Raw genomic sequence first — 16,663 nt, forward strand, 5'->3', positions numbered from 1 at the left:
TCCGCCGAACTCAGAACTTCTCCAGTAAGTCCCCGTAGAAGTCGGTGTCTCGGTCGCCGGCGAGCTTCTCGACGATGAGCTCCGGCGTCGACCGCGCGAGGTGCCCCTTGCGCGGCGAGCGGTTCACTCGGAGTTCGCCGTCGACGAGCCCGGCGGCCTCGATCCCGTCCACGGCGACCGCGAAGTCGGCGGCGTCGCGGATCTCCCGGGCCAGGTGGGAGACGAAGACGGCGGTGGCGTCCTGCTCGTCGAGCGCTTCGAGGATGCCCGCGATGATCTTCGCGGAGGCGCCCGGCTCCGTGATCGACTCCAGCTCGTCGACAAGCACGAGCCGCCCGTCCGCGCCCTCGACGAGGTCGCCGAAGTCCCGAAGCGTCGCCTCGAACGCGCCGGCGTCGAGGGTCCCCTGCGATTTCGCGTAGTAGTGGACCTCCTCGAAGCGCTCGACGCTCGCCGACGCGGCGGGGACGGGCATCCCCATCTGCGCGAGGACGACCACGAGCGCAACGAGGTCGAGGGTCGAGGTCTTCCCGCCGGAGTTGACCCCCGACAGCAGGGTCGCGCCCGACACCCCGTAGTCGATCGGCTCCACGTCCTCGAAGTCGACGTCGAGGAGGGGCGAGCGGCCGCCCTCGATGCGGAAGCCCTTCCCGGCGCCCTCCTCCGGCCCGACCACCTCCGGCATCGTGCAGTCGAAGTCGCGCGCGAACCGCGCGATCGCCAGCTCCACGTCGAGTTCGAGGGCGTCCCGCACGAGCTCCTCGACCGGCCCGCGCAGGTCGCCGAGGTCGCTCGCCAGCTCCGCCTTCAGGCGGGCGGCCCGCCGGTCGCGCGCCGCCGAGAGCTCGGTTCGGAGCCGCGAGACGGCGCTCTCGTCGTGTTCGACCGGGAAGGAGGGATCGTCGCCGAAGGCGCGCTCGGCGAGTTCCGCCTCCTCGGGCTCCAGGCGAAGCGCGTCCGCGAGGTGTTCGCGGGCGCGAGCCATCGCGTCGTCGTACTCGTCGGCCAGCTCGCGGTCTAAGAGGGAGTCGACGCGGGCGCCCTGCTCGACGAGGGAGAGGAAGTCGGTCCCCTCGATGGTCACGTCGCGCTCGCGGATCGCTTCCCGGAGCCGGTCGTCGGCGACCGACGCCGCGGTCGACACCGCGGCGTCCAGATCGTCGACGGCGGCCGTCAACCGCTCGAACTCCTCGTCGCCGACGATCGTCCCGTCGTCGTCGAGCCGCGCGAGCGCGTCGCGGAGGCGGTCGAGGTCCGCCGCGGGGGAGAGGTCGGCCGCCTCGTGGACCGCCGCGGCCGCCTCCAGCCGCTCGCGGTTCGCGGCGAAGAAGGCGAGCAGGCGCTCGGGGACGGTCTCGGCGGGCTCGTCGAGGGCGTTCGGCCGAACATGGACATCGCCCTCGACGTCGAGCCCGGCGAACTCCTCGTCTAAGACGATCACGGTCGCGTACGACCGCGCGAGCTCGGAGACGTCGCGCGTGTCTTCGACCGTCTCGACCGACAGCTCCGGGACCGCCGACTCGGCGCGGGCGAGCGTCTCGGCGTCGGCGGTCGCGAGACACCGGTCGCGCACGCGGACCGTCGGCGGGTCGGTGAGAGGTTCGACCCCGGTGAGAGCCTCGCGGACCGCGGGGTCGGGCTGGCGTTCGATCGCGCTCTCGACGAACGACTGCGCCTCGTCGATCCGCGAGACCGAGGCGCTCGGGTAGAACGTCTCTAGCCGCTTGGCGGCGTAGTCGGTGACGGTGCGCTCGCGCAGCAGGTCGATCGCGGAGCGGTACACCTCGCGGGCGCGGTCGGTCGCCAGCACCCGCCCGTCGTCGCCGTGTCGCCGCCGGATCGCCCCGCGGGCGATCCGGGCCGCGCGGGCCTCGTTGACGCCGGGGGCGCGGGCGATCGCGGCCACGTCGCCGGACTCGACGGTCGCGACCGGGTCGTCGAGCTCGCGCAGCGACGCGGCCGTCTTCGCGCCGACGCCGGGGATCGCCTCCAACTCCATCTGTCCGCGGGTATCGCGGCAACGCGCAAAAGGATGGGGGGTCCCGGCCCGCTACTCCCCCTGATCGTCCGCGGCCGACGCGCTTTTTCCCGCCGACCGCGAATCCGGGTCCATGAGCCACCACACCCTCGCCGCCGACGGGAGCGACCTCGCCCCCGAGACGGCGGCGAAAGCGGCGGCCGTCCGCGACGCGCTCGCCGAGCGCGACGGGGTCCTCGTCGCCTTCTCCGGCGGGGTCGACTCCTCGGTCGTCGCGGCGCTCGCGCGCGACGCGCTCGGTGACGACGCGGTCGCGTGCACCGCGCGGAGCGAGACGCTGCCGGCCGCGGAGCTCGACGACGCGAGGCGAGTCGCCGGCGAGATCGGGATCCGCCACGAGACGGTCACCTTCTCCGAGCTCGACGACCCGAACTTCGTCGCCAACGACGGCGACCGGTGTTACCACTGCCGGACGATGCGGCTCGGTCGGATGTACGAGACGGCCCAGGAGCTCGGCATCGGCACGGTCTGCGACGGGACGAACGCCGACGACCCGGGCGAGGGCCACCGCCCCGGACTGCGCGCGGTCGAGGAGCTGGACGTGTTCTCGCCGCTTCTGGACGCCGATATCACGAAAGAGGAGGTGCGCGAGATCGCCGAGGCGTACGACCTGTCTGTCGCCGACAAACCCTCGATGGCGTGTCTCTCCTCGCGGATCCCGACAGGGCTGGAGGTGACCGAGGAGCGGCTGACTCGCGTCGAGAAGGCCGAGCGGGTGCTCCGCGAGTGGGGGTTCGAGGGGTTCCGCGTTCGCGACCACGACGGGCTCGCGCGCGTCGAGATCGCGCCCGACGAACTCGAACGCGCCCTCGATCCCGCCTTCGCCGACGCGGTTCACGAGCACCTCACCGACGTGGGGTTCGAGTACGTCACCCTCGACATGGCCGGCTACCGCACCGGGAGCGTGAGCCCGGGCGGTGACGGGGGCGAGGAGACGGGTGACGACACGGACCGCGACGGCAACGACGGGGGCGACGGGACGACCGTCGACCTCGGCCGGCAGTACCCTCGCTGAGGCGGTCGCGGGCAGGCGCGACGCGGCTCAGACGCAGCCGACCGCGAGCGAGCCGTTATCACCCGAGAGAACCCGACGCGAACGTTTATCAGCCGTGTTGGCGAAACGACAGCTATGAGCGAGGCGAAGACGCTCGCGATCATCGCGGGCGGCGTGGGCGGGTCCGTCGGTGCGTTCGTCGGCGTCGCGGTCGGCGGCGACGCGCTCGGAACGACGCTGACGACCTTCGTCGTCGCGGTGCTCGTCGGTGCGGCGGTGATCGCGAGCGCCGTCATCGCCGGCGACGTGGAGTTCTTCGCGAGCGCCGACGGCGAGTGATCCAGTTCTTCGCGAGCGGCCTTATCGAATTCTCGGCCGGCGACGGATTCTGATCCGCGGCAGTCACTACTGGAACGGTGGCGATCGATAGCGGGAGTAGGTATTGCAGTTCGGTGGTACCGATTTAGTTATTTAAATAGACCTGAACCACGGCATCGATCGCTTATAAACGAGGGTTGCGGTTGGCGCGCGCCTGCGAGCGGCCGCCCCCGGCGGCCGCGAGTCAGCGCGTGCGAGGGACGCGGTGAGCGCTCGCAGAGCGCGAACCGCGAGGCTGGGGAGGCGTGAGGTGCGGTTGCGGTGCTGTACGGGTGGGATTCAAAGGGGCAGCCGGCGAGGCGGACGCAGGTGACGTAAGCACTGCAGGGAGCGAGCAGCACGAGCGACCGAAGCGCGCAGCGAGCGTGCGTCCGCCTCGCCGGCTGGGGCTTTGGAAGTCTTCACCGCAAAGCCGTCGATCCCTTATAAACAGCCGACAGCAACACCACAATCCGACTTATAAATGGCTACTCTCACGACGTACTACACCCACTCCCGTCATCGATCAAGAGGCATCCTCCAGCGACCACCCGTTTCAGACAAAATATCTCTGCAGGGTCGGATCGCGACAGCACTTCGCGACCCGCGTTCACAGAAACGCGGCTGTCGCCCTCAGAACACGCCGGGACCGCCCTCGGCCCCCTGCCGGCGTCCGCTGATGATGCTCGGGGTGCCGCCCGTCTGGATGATGTTGAACGCGGTCATCAGGTCCGAGCGGGAGATGAGCCCGACCAGCTCGTTGTCCCGGTCGACGACCGGAAGCCGGCCGACACCGTTCTCCTGCATCGTCTGGAGCGCGGTCATCGCGTCGGTCTCGGGCCCGATGCCGACCACCTCGGTCTCCATCACGTCTGCGACCTGGTAGGCGTCCCGCTCGACTTCCCGAACCGATCGGGCGTCCTCTAAGGTCACCATCCCGATGAGGTCGTCGCCGTGAAGCACGGGGTAGCCGGTGTGTCTCTCCTCGAACATCCGGCTCATCAGGTCCGCTATCGACGTGTCCTCGGTGACGGTGTGGAGGTTCTCGCGGCGGGTCATCACGTCGGCGACGGTGACGTCCTCGAAGGCGGCCTTCAGGGTCGTCTGCTGGGCCTCGCCGGAGGCGGCGATGTAGATGAAGAAGGCCAACACGATGAGCAGGAGCTGGAAGGAGAACAGCCCGATCAGCCCCATGAAGAAGGCGAACACCTTCCCGATCGCGGCGGCGCGCTGGGTCGCCTGCGCGTGCGGCTGGTTCCGCGCGAGGATCGCCCGGAGGACGCGCCCGCCGTCCATCGGGAACGCGGGGAGCATGTTGAACACGGCGAGGACGACGTTCAACAGCGCGAGGTAGCCGAAGACGAACAACACGCTCGAGCCGACCGGTGCGAACGCGAACACGCCGTAACAGACGACTCCGACAGCGACGCTGACGACCGGCCCCGCGATCGCGATCCAGAACTCGTGTTTCCAGTCCTCGGGGAACTCGGTGAAGCTGGCGAGTCCGCCGAGCAGCCACAGGGTGATCGACTCGATCTCGTAGCCGTACCGCATGGCGACGATCGAGTGACCGAACTCGTGGAGGAGGACGCCGCCGAACAGCCCGAGCGCGGCCGCCAGCCCGAGCACCCACGGCGTGACTCCCGCCCCGACCACGTCGAGCTCGATGCCGGCGCCGAACGCTTCGTTCATCACCTCGGCGATCATCCCGACCTGCGAGCCGATGAGGTAGGCGAAGAGCGGCAGTACGATCAGAAACGTCCAGTTGAGCCTGACCGGGATCCCGAGCACGGTCCCGATTTTGAGTCCTCGCATGCCCTTGGATTAGTCGGGTGGGGGGTTAAACGTCTGGACGGTGGCGATGGACCGCACGGCGCCGACTCCCTCGCCGTGGTTTATAAGCGTCCCGCCGTCGATCGGTCGGTATGGACGACAGCACCGACGACGCGACGGCCGCGGGACCGGACCCCGTCGTGAAGCGCAGCGACGAGATTAGCTACGAGGGGGTCGACGCAGCCGAGGGGCTCCGGAAGGGTGTCCTCCTCGACGAGTCGGACGGCGCCCCGAACTTCGCGATACGGCGGTTCGAGCTCGCGGCCGGCGCCGCGGTCCCGCGCCACACGAACGCGGTCGAACACGAGCAGTACGTGCTCGCCGGCGAGTACGTGGTGGGGATCGGCGAGGAGGAGCACGTCGTCGGTCCCGGCGACGCCCTCCTCATCCCGGCCGGCGTCGAGCACTGGTACCGGAACGAGGGCGACGAGCCGGGGGCGTTCATCTGCGCGGTGCCGAACGGCGACGACGAGATCGAACTGGTCGAGTAGCTCGCACGAACCCACCGCTCACTCGATCGTCCCGACGCGGTCCGCGACGTAGCCGAACTGATCGCGGTAGCCGTACGGCGACAGCAACACGGGGTAGAAGGGCTCTTCGGCGCGGAGCTGCTCGTCGCCGGCGGCCGCGAACGCCTCGCCGGCCTCGACGCGTTCGAAGTTGCGCGCGAACACCTCGTACGCCTCGGCGTCCGGCTTCGGGATCCGGTCGCGGAGCCGGAACACCGCCACGTCCTCGCGTCCGCCGGCGTCGACCACGCTCTCCGCCCCGGGCGCGGGAATGACACCGGTCGCCGCCAAGAAGGCCCGCGCCAGCCAATAGGCGTTGTCGGCGGCGGCCTCGGAGCCCTGAAGTCCGGCCTCCACCTCGAGGGTGTGCGGGTGTTCGATGAGTCGTCCCTCGGTAAACGCGTCGGTCTGGATCACGGCGTCGACCGGGAGGTGCGGGGCCACCGCGCGGGCGACTTCGTCCATCGAGTCGACGACGGCGAACGGCTCGGCGTACGACTGCGTCGAGTGGATCGCGAGCGTGGAGCAGCCCTCGAGCGCGCCGAGCAGTTCGGCGGCGAGCCGCACCTCGTGCGCCTCCGCGTCCGGATCGCCGGGGAACGACCGATTGAGGTCGGCGTCGAGGTATCGGACGCCGGCGTCGAGCGCCGCCTCGTTGGCGATGATCAGCCGCACCGGGCGCTCGACGTCGAGGTCGGCGTCGAGGAGCCGTCGGATCGCGCGGGCGCCGCAGGGCTCGTCGCCGTGGATCGCGCCGACGACCGCGACCTCCGGCTCCCCCTCGCCCAGATCGTGAACGTCCATACCTGTACGACGCGCTCGGACGGTAAGTCGCGTTCGGATCGGGGACGCGCCGCAGATCCCCTCGTCAGTTCAGTGCCTCTCGTCGATCCGCTCCGCGTACTCGTAGTCGGCGGGGTACGCCTCGGGGCGGGCGCCGTCGATGGCGATCGTCCATCCGTCGATCGCGGTCGGATCGTCGAGCGCGGCCCGGAGGGTCGCTCGGACCTCGTCGACGTCGACCCCGTAGAAGTCGCCCGGGAGCCCGCGGAGGTACTCCAGCGCCGTCTCGAACAGCGACCGCATCCCGTCGTCGTTCCCGAAGTCGACGCGCTTGTACGCGCCCGCCGCGACCTGCACCATCCCGTGGAGGAAGGCGCTCTCGGCGGTGCCGCTGCCGTAGTTGTACCACTCGTCCTCGAAGCAGTCGTGCGACTCGTGATACGCGCCGGCGTTGAACAGCCGGACGCCGTGCTCGGTCGCCCGCCGGAGGGTGGCGTGCTCCCAGTGGCCGCCGGCGATCCGCGTGTCGGCGGCGGGGTCTCCGTCTGTCGCGGCATCCTCGTCCGCAGCGCCCTCACTCGCCGCGTGCCACCCGGTCGGGTTCCCGAGCGGCGGGGCGACGCCGGGATCGCGGGTGTGCTCGTCCATGGACACGCGTCGCGCCCGCAGCGACCTAACCGTTTCGCGGGGGCCGCCGAGGGCGTCGCTTCGCGGCGACCGGTCCGCCCCGCCGGATCGAACGGCTCTTTCCGCCGCCGTCGTCGCCGGGACCGCCGCGGTCATCCTCGGCGAGCGCCACTTCCGGATCCGGCTCGTCGCCACCTCCTTGCCGTCGGCGGCGGAATGATCGCGTTGTGAGGGCCAAATCCCACCCCGCCGCACCTAACCGACGGGATAAAGGGGAGCGACGTTAAACCGTCGACTGCGTGCGAGGGTAGCCAAGCCCGGAAACGGCGGCGGACTCAAGATCCGCTCCTGTAGAGGTCCGTGGGTTCAAATCCCTCCCCTCGCATGAGCGCGTCCACAACGCGCGAATGCACAAGGGGGGAGGATTTGAATCAGGGAGCGCCTCTGGCGCGACCGTGGTTCAAATCCCTCCCCTCGCATCGCCGGGGTCCATCCCCGTGATGCGGAAGACGCTCTCGGAGCGCTCTTCCCTCGCAACACTTCACTCGAACTCGACGAGCGACTTCCAGCGACGGCTACGTCCCCGTCACGCTCTCGCTCCGGTACCGGGCGAGCGCGAGACCGGCGAAGACGACGACCGCGAGCTGGGCACCGACGCCGAGCGTGGACCCGAGCGCCTGTAGGAACACCACGGCGCTCTGTTGCGGATCGGCGATCAGCAGTACGATACCGGTGCCGACGAGGGTCACGACCGCGGCGGCGAGGCCGGACGCGAGCGCGATCCGACCGTCGCTCCGCGGGTCGTCGCGTCGCCGCCCGACGGCGAACGAGACGCCGAACAGGAGCCCGTAGACGAGCAGGAACGAGACGAACTGCCCGCCGGCGACGTACAGCCCGAGCCTGCGAACCGGCGGCGTGTCTATCGGCGACGACACGAGAAGCGGGGGGAGCCGACGGAGGACGCTCAACGCGAACCCGACGCCCGCCGCGACGAGTGGAGGGACCGCTGACAGGTTCATGGGACGGCCGCGACTGCTTCCGCGGGAAAGGAGTAGCTTTCGCTTGCCGGTCAGCTGCGCCGGTCTCGCTGGTCTGCTCCACCCCTTCGGAGGGCTCCACCCCGGAGACCCCGCCTCGGCGACCGGACAACGCCGACGAGGCCGGGATGCGCTACGAGCCGACTGGGGCGTAGCGCGAGCCGCTCGCCGCGGAAACGTCACGAACGTCCACCCGAAACGAAGCGTCCGAAACGGTTTTGCCGGCCCCTGACGGACGGTCGATATGCCAACGGATCCCGACACAGGGTACGACCCCTCGCTGGGTCGGAAGTTCGTGTTCGTCACAGGCGGGGTGATGTCCGGGCTAGGTAAGGGCATCACCGCCGCCAGCACCGGTCGTCTCCTCGCGAACGCGGGCTTCGACGTCACCGCCGTGAAGGTGGACCCCTATCTCAACGTCGACGCCGGAACGATGAACCCGTACGAACACGGCGAGGTGTACGTCCTCAAAGACGGCGGCGAGGTCGACCTCGACTTGGGCAACTACGAGCGCTTCCTCGGCACCGACATGACGTTCGACCACAACGTCACCACGGGGAAGACCTACCAGCACGTCATCGAGCGCGAGCGCGCCGGCGACTACCTCGGCAAGACCGTCCAGATCATCCCGCACGTCACCGACGACATCAAGCGGCGCATCCGGGAGGCCGCCGAGGGGAGCGACGTCTGTCTGATCGAGATCGGCGGCACGGTCGGCGACATCGAGTCGATGCCCTTCCTCGAAGCGCTCCGCCAGTTCGCCCACGAGGAGGACGACGAGGACATCCTCTTCACCCACGTCACCCTGGTCCCCTACTCGAAGAACGGCGAGCAGAAGACGAAGCCGACCCAGCACTCGGTGAAGGAGCTGCGGTCGATCGGGCTCCAGCCCGACATCCTGGTCGGTCGCTCCGAGGACCGACTCGATCCGGAGACGAAAGAGAAGATCGCCCTGTTCTGCGACGTGCCCACCGACGCCGTCTTCTCGAACCCCGACGTCGAGGACATCTACCACGTCCCGCTGATGGTCGAAGACGAGGGGTTAGACGAGCACGTGATGGAGCGGCTCGGGCTCGCCGACGAGGCGCTTCCCGAGGCGGAGCGGTCGACCGAGTGGCGCGAGCTGGTCACCCGCGACCGCGACGAGGAGATCGACGTGGCGCTCGTCGGCAAGTACGCCCTCGAAGACGCCTACATGTCCATCCACGAGGCGCTGAAACACGCCGGGATCCAGACCGAGACCGAGGTGAACGTGCTGTGGGTCGACGCCGACGAGACCCGCGCGGAACACGAGGAGCGACTCGCCGAGGCCGACGCGGTCGTCGTCCCCGGCGGCTTCGGCTCCCGCGGGACGGACGGGAAGATCGAGGCGGTCCGGTACGCCCGCGAGAACGAGGTGCCCTTCCTCGGGCTCTGTCTGGGCTTCCAGATGGCCGTCGTCGAGCACGCCCGTAACGTGCTCGGGCTGGAGGGCGCCCACTCCGCCGAGATCGACCCCGACACGCCCCACCCCGTCATCGATCTCCTCCCCGACCAGTACGAGACGGAGGACATGGGCGGGACGATGCGGCTCGGCGCCCACGAGACCGACATCGAGCCCGACACGCTCGCGGCGCGGGTGTACGACGCCGACTCCTGTACCGAGCGCCACCGCCACCGCTACGAGGTGAACCCCGAGTACATCGACGAGCTGGAGGCCGACGGGCTGGCCTTCTCCGGGCGGGCCGACAACCGGATGGAGATCCTCGAACGCCCGGACCACCCGTTCTTCTTCGGCACGCAGGCGCACCCCGAGTTCCGGTCGCGGCCGGACCGCGCGAGCCCCCCGTTCGTCGCCCTGGTCGAAGCGGCGCTGGGATCGACGGACACAACCGAACGGAACGCGGACGTGAGGCTATAGATGGTCGAGACGGAGGAATTCATCGCGGAGGCGAAAGCGGAGATCCGGGAGGCGATCGGCGACGCGAACGCGGTGATCGCGTTGTCCGGCGGCGTCGACTCCTCGGTCGCGGCGACGCTCGCGTACGAGGCGGTCGGCGACCAGCTCACTCCCGTCTACGTCGACACGGGGCTGATGCGGAAGGGGGAGACCGACGAGATCCGAGACACCTTCTCCTTCATGGAGTCGCTGCGGGTGATCGAGGCGCAGGACCGGTTCTTCGACCGCCTCGCGGGCGTCACCGACCCCGAGGAGAAGCGCCACGTCATCGGCGAGGGGTTCATCGACGAGTTCGAGACCGTCGCCCGCGACGTGGACGCCGACTACCTCGTACAGGGGACGATCTACCCCGACCGCATCGAGTCGGAGGGGAACATCAAGTCGCACCACAACGTCGGCGGGCTCCCCGAGGTCGTCGACTTCGAGGGGATCGTCGAACCGGTCCGCGACCTCTACAAGGACGAGGTCCGCGAGGTCGCCCGCGCGCTCGGCTTAGAGGAGATAATCTCCGAGCGGATGCCGTTCCCCGGCCCCGGGCTCGCCGTCCGGATCGTCGGCGAGGTGACACCGGAGAAGGCCGCGGTCGCCCGCGAGGCGACTCACGTCGTCGAGGAGGAGCTGGAGGAGTACGACCCCTGGCAGGCGTTCGCCGCCGTGCTCGGGAAGGCCACCGGCGTCAAGGGCGACAACCGCGTCCACGGCTGGGTCGTCGCCGTGCGCTCGGTCGAGAGCCGCGACGGGATGACCGCGCGCGCCCAGGAGCTCGACTGGAGCACCCTCCAGCGCATCCAGAGTCGGATCACCGGCGAGAACGAGAACGTGGCGCGCGTCGTCTACGACGTGACCCACAAACCGCCCGCGACGATCGAGTACGAGTGATGGCGGCCCGACCTCTCGCCGTCGTCGCCGGCCCCGACGAGCACGGACTCGGCGAGGAACTCGAAGCGCTCGGCGTCGAGATCCGCCGTATCGAGGGGATCGTCACCGCCGACGCGCTCTCCGAGGCCGGAATCGAAGACGCCGCCTACTTCGTCCTCACCGACGTAGAGGAGGCGACCGGCATCCCGATCGCGAAGGAACTGAACCCGGACGTGCTCGCGGTGACGTACGCCGAACGGTCGCTGCCGGAGTTCGTCTCCGGCGTCGCCGACCTCGCGATCGACCCGGCCCTGATGAGCCCGGAACTGGTCGCAGAAGAGCTCCATAACGGGACGAACGACGGATAACGCCGCCTAACTCGTCTCCGTCGCCACCGGCGAACCGACCTACCCATTGTTCTCGCTGTTACCGCCCTCGTCGCCGCTTATCTCACCGTCACCGCCGCTCGCCTCACCGTCCTCGATCGTGCCGGCGCGCCGCCGTCGCCGGACGGACAGCCACACCGCACAGCAGAAGGCGGTAGCGACGGCCGCCGTCGTGAGCGAGAACGCGACGCGGTAACCGGTCTCGGTGTAGACCACGGTCCCGGAGACGACGTCGCCGGTGCGGTACCCGTCGAGGACGACGCCCATCGCGGTCGGGAGGACGGCCCCCCCGAGGAACCCCGCCCCGTTCACGGTCGCGGTGGCGACGCCGCTCGCCTCGGCCGGGTACTGCTCTTTGATTATCGGGAGCGAGAGCATGACGAACCCGAGGCTGAACCCCACGAGGAAGAACACGCCGGCGACCGCCGGGAGCGGCGGATCGCCGACGGCGGGCACGACGGCGAGCACGAGCGTGAACAGCCCGAGCCCCGCGATGAGCGGCCCGTGACGGCGGCCGAGCCGGTCGGAGACGCGCCCCATCGCCGGCGCGCCGATCAGCATCCCGACCGCCCCCGCGAGCGTGAACGAGGAGGCGGTCGTCACGTCGAGCCCGTACACGACGACGAGGTACGGCACGCCCCAGAGCCCGATCACGGTGAGGATCGTCCCCATCGCCGAGAAGAAGACGACCGACAGCAGCCACTGGTCGAGGTCGCCGAGCAGCGTCCGGAGGTGCGCGCCGGTCTCGCGGAGGCTCGCCGTGCGCTGCTCCGGGACGTTCGCGATCGGATCGAGGCCGGCGTCGCTCGGCGAGCGGCGCACTAACGCGGCCACCGCGACCGCCGCCGCGAAGCCGACGACGGCGAGCCCGCGAATGGTCGGCTGCCACCCGATCCGGTCGATGGCGACCGCCAGCGGGACCGTCGCGAGGATCGCGCCGAGTCCGGCGATCCCGGTCGTCACGCCCGTCATCGTCGCGAACTCGTCGACGCGGAACCAGTTCGCGCAGAAGCGGAGCGTGGCGATGAAGATCACGCCGCTGCCGAGCCCGATCACCGCCCGCGAGAGGAACGCCGTGAGGTAGCTGTCGCTGAACGTGAACGCGACCGCGCCCGCGCTGAGGACGACCGCGCCCGCCGCCCCCACGTACCGCGCGCCGTATCGGTCGGCGACGACGCCGGTCGGGATCTGCACGACCGCGTAGATGAAGAAGAAAGAGGCGTGGAGCGTCCCGAGCTGCGACGCGGAGATCGCGAACGCGTCGACCAGCTGTTCCGAGAGCACCGCCGTCGAGAGCCGGTGGACGTTGACGAGGAGGAAGACGACCGCCAGCGACCCCCACCCGAGCCAGCGGCGCTTCGTGGGGTCGGTGAGCGCGCTCATGCAGGTCGATCCGCGATCCCGGGCCTAAAAGCGTGGTACTCCGGAAAACGAGGCTCTGCGGCGGCGGGGAAGCGCCTACCCTCCCCGAGTTCGATCGGCCGATCAGGCCGTTTCCATTTCGCGCTCCAGATCGCGGAGCCGCTCGATCCGGTTCTCAGTCGACGGGTGCGTCGAGGCGAGCTTCCCGACGAACCCGGCCTTGATCGGGATGATGAAGAACGCGTTCATCTCCGCCTCCTCGCGGAGGTCCTCCTTCGGCACGCGGTCCATCCGGCCGTCGATCGTCATCAGCGCGGATGCGAGCGCGCCGGGCTTCCCAGTGATCAGCGCCGCGCCGCGGTCGGCGGAGTACTCGCGGTACCGCGAGAGCGCGCGGATGAGCAGGAACGAGATGACCCACACGACGATCGACACGAGGATCGCGACGATGACGGGCGCGCCCTGCCGGTTGTCGCCGCTGAACAGCCATCCCCACCGCACGATGAAGAAGGCGATCGTCGAGAGGAACGAGGCGATGGTCATCACCATCACGTCGCGGTTCTTCACGTGTGCGAGTTCGTGAGCGAGCACGCCGTCGAGCTCGTCGTCGTCGAGCGCCCGGAGCAGTCCGGTGGTCACGGCGACGGTCGCGTTCTTCTTGTTCCGGCCGGTCGCGAACGCGTTCGGCACCTGCGTGTCCGCGACGGCGACGGTCGGCTTCGGGAGGTCGGCCTGCTGGCTCAGTCGCTCGACCCGGCGGTGGAGATCGGGATACTCGTCGGCGCTCACCTCGCGGGCGCCCATGCTCCGCAGGGCGAGCTTGTCGCTGAAAAAGTACTGAGCGATCGAGAACCCGCCGAGCATGATCAGCGGGAACAGGAAGTCACCGAAGTACACGGTCAGCGCGCCGACGAACACGACGTAGAGGGCGAAGAGGAGGAACATCGTGAACGCCATCCGTCCACGCAGTCCCCAATCGGTCTTCCATTCCATACCCGTATTTTACCGCTCGCGCGATTAAAGGCTGCCGGGAGCGGGAGATCGTCCGACGACGGCAGCGCTTTTCCCCCGCCGCGGCCACCCGCACGCATGGAGACCGTTCTCGTCACCGGCGGCCGCGGCGCCTCCGGGCGCTGGGTCGTCGACCGGCTCGCGGGCGACTACGAGGTCGTCGTCGTCGACTACGAACGCCCCGGCCCCGGCGTCGACCCGACTCCGCACGTCTCGTTCCGCGCGGCCGATCTCGCCGACCGCGGCGAGGCGCTCGACACCGTCCACGCCGTCGCCCCCGACGCCGTCGTCCACTGGGCCGCGATCCCCGTCGCCGGCACCCACCCCGACGGCCGTGTGTTCGAGACGAACGCCCGCGCCGCGAAGAACGTCCTCGACGCCGCGGGGCGCGCCGACGCCCGGATCGTGCAGGCGTCGAGCGACGGGGCGTACGGCTTCTTCTTCGCCGATCCGACGCCGGTCCCCGACGAGCTTCCCATTACCGAGGATCACCCGCTCCGACCGGAGGACCCCTACGGCCTCTCGAAGGTGACCGCCGAGGCGGCCGCGGGTGCGGTCGCGCGCCGCGAGGGCGTTCCGGCGGTATCGATCCGCCCCTCGTGGATCCAGTACCCCGGCGAGTACGCCTGTCGGAGCGACGACTACGTCGACGATCTGGACGCCGGCGCCGGCAACTTCTGGTCGTACGTCGACGCCCGCGACGTCGCCGACCTCGTCGCCGCCGCGCTGGCGGGCACGGCGGGACCGGACCCGGCCGTCCCGTCCGGAGCCCACGAGGCGGTCAACTGCGTCGCCGCCGACAACGCGCTCGGCCGACCGCTGCTCGATCTGGTGCGGGAGTCGTACGGCGAGATTCCGGACGACTGCGCGGTCGACGAGGGGGACGACCGGGGCGCCTACGCGATCGAAAAGGCCGACCGGCTGTTCGGGTGGAAACCGAGCCGATCGTGGCGCGAGGCAGCCGGCGAGGACGTTCCCGAGCCGACGCTGTCCGAGGGGTAGATCTGGAAGAGATGCCCTTATAAACGAACGAGGCGTGAGGCTGCGGTGCGGTTGCGGTCCGGGCGGGACTCAAAGGGGCAGTCGCCGTCGATCCAATATCAGCCGTTTATAAACAAACGCCTGAAGATCCGGAAACAGCCATCCTTCCGCCAAGAATCACTTATAAACAACGAACGTATCGAATCGATTCTTAAATCGACAGGATCGCGTTGACCAGCGTCCGCGTCGCGATCGCCGTCGCCGCGCCCAGCCACGTCAACAGGACGAAGTGGATGTACCCGTTCGCGGGGTTGCCGCCGTCGATCCGCCGGATCATCTGCGAGGAGAGGGAGGCGTTGAACAGCACGACCGTGAGCAGCAGGTACTCGATCAGCGGGATGTCGTACGCCCCGGGGTAGACGATCTGGCCGATGTCCATCTGATCGAGCTGGAAGTCGGCCGTCAGATCAGCGAGGATGGCGACGATCTCTAACCCGATGAAGAAGGCGAACGTCGCCGCCGCCGTGATCCCGTACAGCAGGCCGATAAACGTCATCGCCGCCTGCCGACGCTGCTCGCGGAGCTGGTTGACGGCGTTCATGTTCTTCGAGATCAGCTCGCCGAGCATCTTCGGGTCCCCGCCCATCCGCCGGCCGACGAGGTACATCTCGGAGAACTTCTGGATGAGGTACGACCGGGTGTCGTAGGTGAACTGCTCCCACGCGCCCTCCGTGCTGATCCGCATGTTGAGCCGGCGGTAGAGCCGCTCGATCGACGGCGAGAGGGCGCCGAAGTTCTTGTCGCGCAGCGTGGTCAACACGTCGGTCGTCGTCGACTGCTTCGCGCTCTCGGTCGCACCGAGCGCCCGGACGAAGGAGGGGAACTCCCCGTCGCGGGCCGTGATCGCCTGTTCCTCGCTGCGGAGGATGACGCCGGTAATAAAGAGGGGAGAGATCGGCACCGCGAGGTACAGCGGGAGCCGCACGTCGTCGATGAAGAAGAGCAGCCCCGGGAGCCCCGGACCGTGCCCGAACATCCCGGCGGCCGTGATCCCGATGATGAGGAAGGAGAGCCCGCCGCCGATCCCGAGCGACGCCCAGAGCTTCAGGTCGCCGGGGGCCCGCTCGTCCGGGTGGAACCAGATCGGGTCGTACGGCGAGGTCGCACGGATCATCGCGTAGAAGCCGAGCTGGACGAAGACGAACAGCACGATGACGGCCGCCACCGTCGCGGTCGGGTCGTTCCCGGTCAGGATCGGCAGGACGATCGCGAAGACGAGGGCGAACGTCATCGAGAGGATCATCGACATGTACAGGTCCTTCATCACCTCCAGGTTCGACAGCGAGGACTCGTACAGCGTCTCGTACTTGGCGAGCATGACGTCCTGCTCGGAGACGAGGAACTCCTCTAGCGACTGGCCCGCGCCCATCGTGTAGCCGAGCCGGTCGAAGAAGTCGGCCATCGCGTCGGAGGGGACCTCCTCGGCCCGCCGGCGACACGCGTCGTCGAGGCTCTGGTTCCAGGTGTCGACGAGGTGGACGACGCGGGCGATCTCCTCGGCCGCGACCCCGTACTCCTCCTCTTTCGCTAAGGTCCGGAACACCTCCATGCGGTCGATGTTCGTCGTCGACAGCACGGTCATGTGCGTCATCACGAGATGGAGTTGGTTGTCGATCTTGTTCTCCAGACTGGAGAGGTAGATCTTCGGGTAGATCACCGCCGACACCACTACCAGTCCGCCAAACATCGGGACGGGAACCCGCGCCGCGAACGGGAGCGGGAGGACGAACAGCCCGACGACGCTCGCGAGGAAGACGATGACCGCCGGAACCAACACGAGCCCGACGTACTTCCGCTTCGAGATGTCAAGCTTGTCGTACGACTCCATGACGGCCGAGGTTAGCTCGGCCGCGGTCGCGAGTCCGTTGCCGACCTCCTTCACCGCCAT

General features: G+C 69.1%; 16 protein-coding genes and 1 tRNA gene. 9 read left to right on the forward strand and 8 right to left on the reverse strand.

Going from position 1 to position 16,663, the window contains the following annotated elements; translation table 11 throughout:
- Positions 1-10: 10 nt before the first annotated feature.
- Positions 11-1,999, reverse strand: a complete 1,989-nt coding sequence (locus tag FGL94_RS12270; protein ID WP_144925563.1) for a MutS-related protein — start codon at positions 1,997-1,999, stop codon at positions 11-13.
- Positions 2,000-2,111: 112 nt separating this feature from the next.
- On the opposite strand from FGL94_RS12270, the gene larE reads away from it, so the two are divergent.
- Both larE and FGL94_RS12280 read left to right on the forward strand, forming a co-directional pair.
- A complete protein-coding gene (gene larE / locus FGL94_RS12275; RefSeq protein ID WP_144925566.1) occupies positions 2,112-3,053 on the forward strand; it encodes an ATP-dependent sacrificial sulfur transferase LarE in 942 nt (313 codons plus the stop codon).
- A 114-nt stretch (positions 3,054-3,167) separates the two neighbouring features.
- Positions 3,168-3,371, forward strand: coding sequence for a hypothetical protein (locus FGL94_RS12280; RefSeq protein WP_144925569.1), 204 nt, complete (start codon positions 3,168-3,170; stop codon positions 3,369-3,371).
- 651 nt (positions 3,372-4,022) lie between these two features.
- Here the strand turns inward: FGL94_RS12280 and FGL94_RS12285 are convergent.
- Positions 4,023-5,204 (reverse strand): CBS domain-containing protein, encoded by a 1,182-nt coding sequence (locus tag FGL94_RS12285; RefSeq protein ID WP_144925572.1) that lies wholly within the window; start codon positions 5,202-5,204, stop codon positions 4,023-4,025.
- A 110-nt stretch (positions 5,205-5,314) separates the two neighbouring features.
- Between FGL94_RS12285 and FGL94_RS12290 the strand changes: the two genes are divergently transcribed.
- Entirely contained in the window at positions 5,315-5,713 is a 399-nt protein-coding gene (locus tag FGL94_RS12290; protein ID WP_144925576.1) for a cupin domain-containing protein, read from the forward strand.
- Between the two features lie 18 nt (positions 5,714-5,731).
- Here the strand turns inward: FGL94_RS12290 and FGL94_RS12295 are convergent, their stop codons facing one another.
- The gene (locus FGL94_RS12295) at positions 5,732-6,535 is read right to left on the reverse strand and encodes a M14 family metallopeptidase (RefSeq protein ID WP_144925577.1); all 804 of its coding nucleotides are present in this window, start codon (positions 6,533-6,535) and stop codon (positions 5,732-5,734) included.
- Positions 6,536-6,604: 69 nt separating this feature from the next.
- A complete protein-coding gene (locus tag FGL94_RS12300) occupies positions 6,605-7,162 on the reverse strand; it encodes a DUF309 domain-containing protein (protein ID WP_144925580.1) in 558 nt (185 codons plus the stop codon).
- Here FGL94_RS12300 and FGL94_RS12305 point away from each other — a divergent pair.
- Positions 7,161-7,361, forward strand: a complete 201-nt coding sequence (locus tag FGL94_RS12305; RefSeq protein WP_144925583.1) for a hypothetical protein — start codon at positions 7,161-7,163, stop codon at positions 7,359-7,361. The two genes, FGL94_RS12300 and FGL94_RS12305, sit on opposite strands and share 2 nt — an antisense overlap.
- 81 nt (positions 7,362-7,442) lie before the next feature.
- Positions 7,443-7,526 (forward strand) — tRNA-Leu (locus tag FGL94_RS12310).
- Positions 7,527-7,716: 190 nt separating this feature from the next.
- On the opposite strand, the gene FGL94_RS12315 is transcribed toward FGL94_RS12310, so the two are convergent.
- Entirely contained in the window at positions 7,717-8,160 is a 444-nt protein-coding gene (locus FGL94_RS12315; protein ID WP_144925586.1) for a hypothetical protein, read from the reverse strand.
- 262 nt (positions 8,161-8,422) lie between these two features.
- Here FGL94_RS12315 and FGL94_RS12320 point away from each other — a divergent pair, with 262 nt between their 5' ends.
- From FGL94_RS12320 to FGL94_RS12330, 3 genes are read left to right on the forward strand one after another with little or no spacing between them, the layout of a single operon-like run.
- Entirely contained in the window at positions 8,423-10,078 is a 1,656-nt protein-coding gene (locus FGL94_RS12320; protein ID WP_144925589.1) for a CTP synthase, read from the forward strand.
- Positions 10,079-10,996, forward strand: a complete 918-nt coding sequence (guaA, locus tag FGL94_RS12325; RefSeq protein WP_144925592.1) for a glutamine-hydrolyzing GMP synthase — start codon at positions 10,079-10,081, stop codon at positions 10,994-10,996.
- A complete protein-coding gene (locus tag FGL94_RS12330) occupies positions 10,996-11,343 on the forward strand; it encodes a DUF7126 family protein (RefSeq protein ID WP_144925595.1) in 348 nt (115 codons plus the stop codon). Before guaA ends, FGL94_RS12330 begins: the two co-directional genes overlap by 1 nt.
- A 39-nt stretch (positions 11,344-11,382) precedes the next feature.
- On the opposite strand, the gene FGL94_RS12335 is transcribed toward FGL94_RS12330, so the two are convergent.
- Together FGL94_RS12335 and htpX are read right to left on the reverse strand one after the other, a co-directional pair.
- A complete protein-coding gene (locus FGL94_RS12335) occupies positions 11,383-12,744 on the reverse strand; it encodes an MFS transporter (RefSeq protein WP_144925598.1) in 1,362 nt (453 codons plus the stop codon).
- Positions 12,745-12,846: 102 nt separating this feature from the next.
- Complete coding sequence (htpX, locus tag FGL94_RS12340; RefSeq protein ID WP_144925601.1) at positions 12,847-13,716, reverse strand: zinc metalloprotease HtpX; 870 nt, start codon at positions 13,714-13,716, stop codon at positions 12,847-12,849.
- Positions 13,717-13,812: 96 nt separating this feature from the next.
- Here htpX and FGL94_RS12345 point away from each other — a divergent pair, with 96 nt between their 5' ends.
- Positions 13,813-14,736 (forward strand): NAD-dependent epimerase/dehydratase family protein, encoded by a 924-nt coding sequence (locus FGL94_RS12345; RefSeq protein WP_144925604.1) that lies wholly within the window; start codon positions 13,813-13,815, stop codon positions 14,734-14,736.
- 190 nt (positions 14,737-14,926) lie between these two features.
- On the opposite strand, the gene flaJ is transcribed toward FGL94_RS12345, so the two are convergent.
- Positions 14,927-16,663 carry an archaellar assembly protein FlaJ gene (gene flaJ, locus FGL94_RS12350; protein ID WP_144925607.1) on the reverse strand — a complete coding sequence of 579 codons (1,737 nt, stop codon included), beginning with the start codon at positions 16,661-16,663 and terminating at the stop codon, positions 14,927-14,929.

It is taken from the genome of Halorubrum salsamenti (genome assembly GCF_007671685.1).
GTDB lineage: Archaea > Halobacteriota > Halobacteria > Halobacteriales > Haloferacaceae > Halorubrum > Halorubrum salsamenti.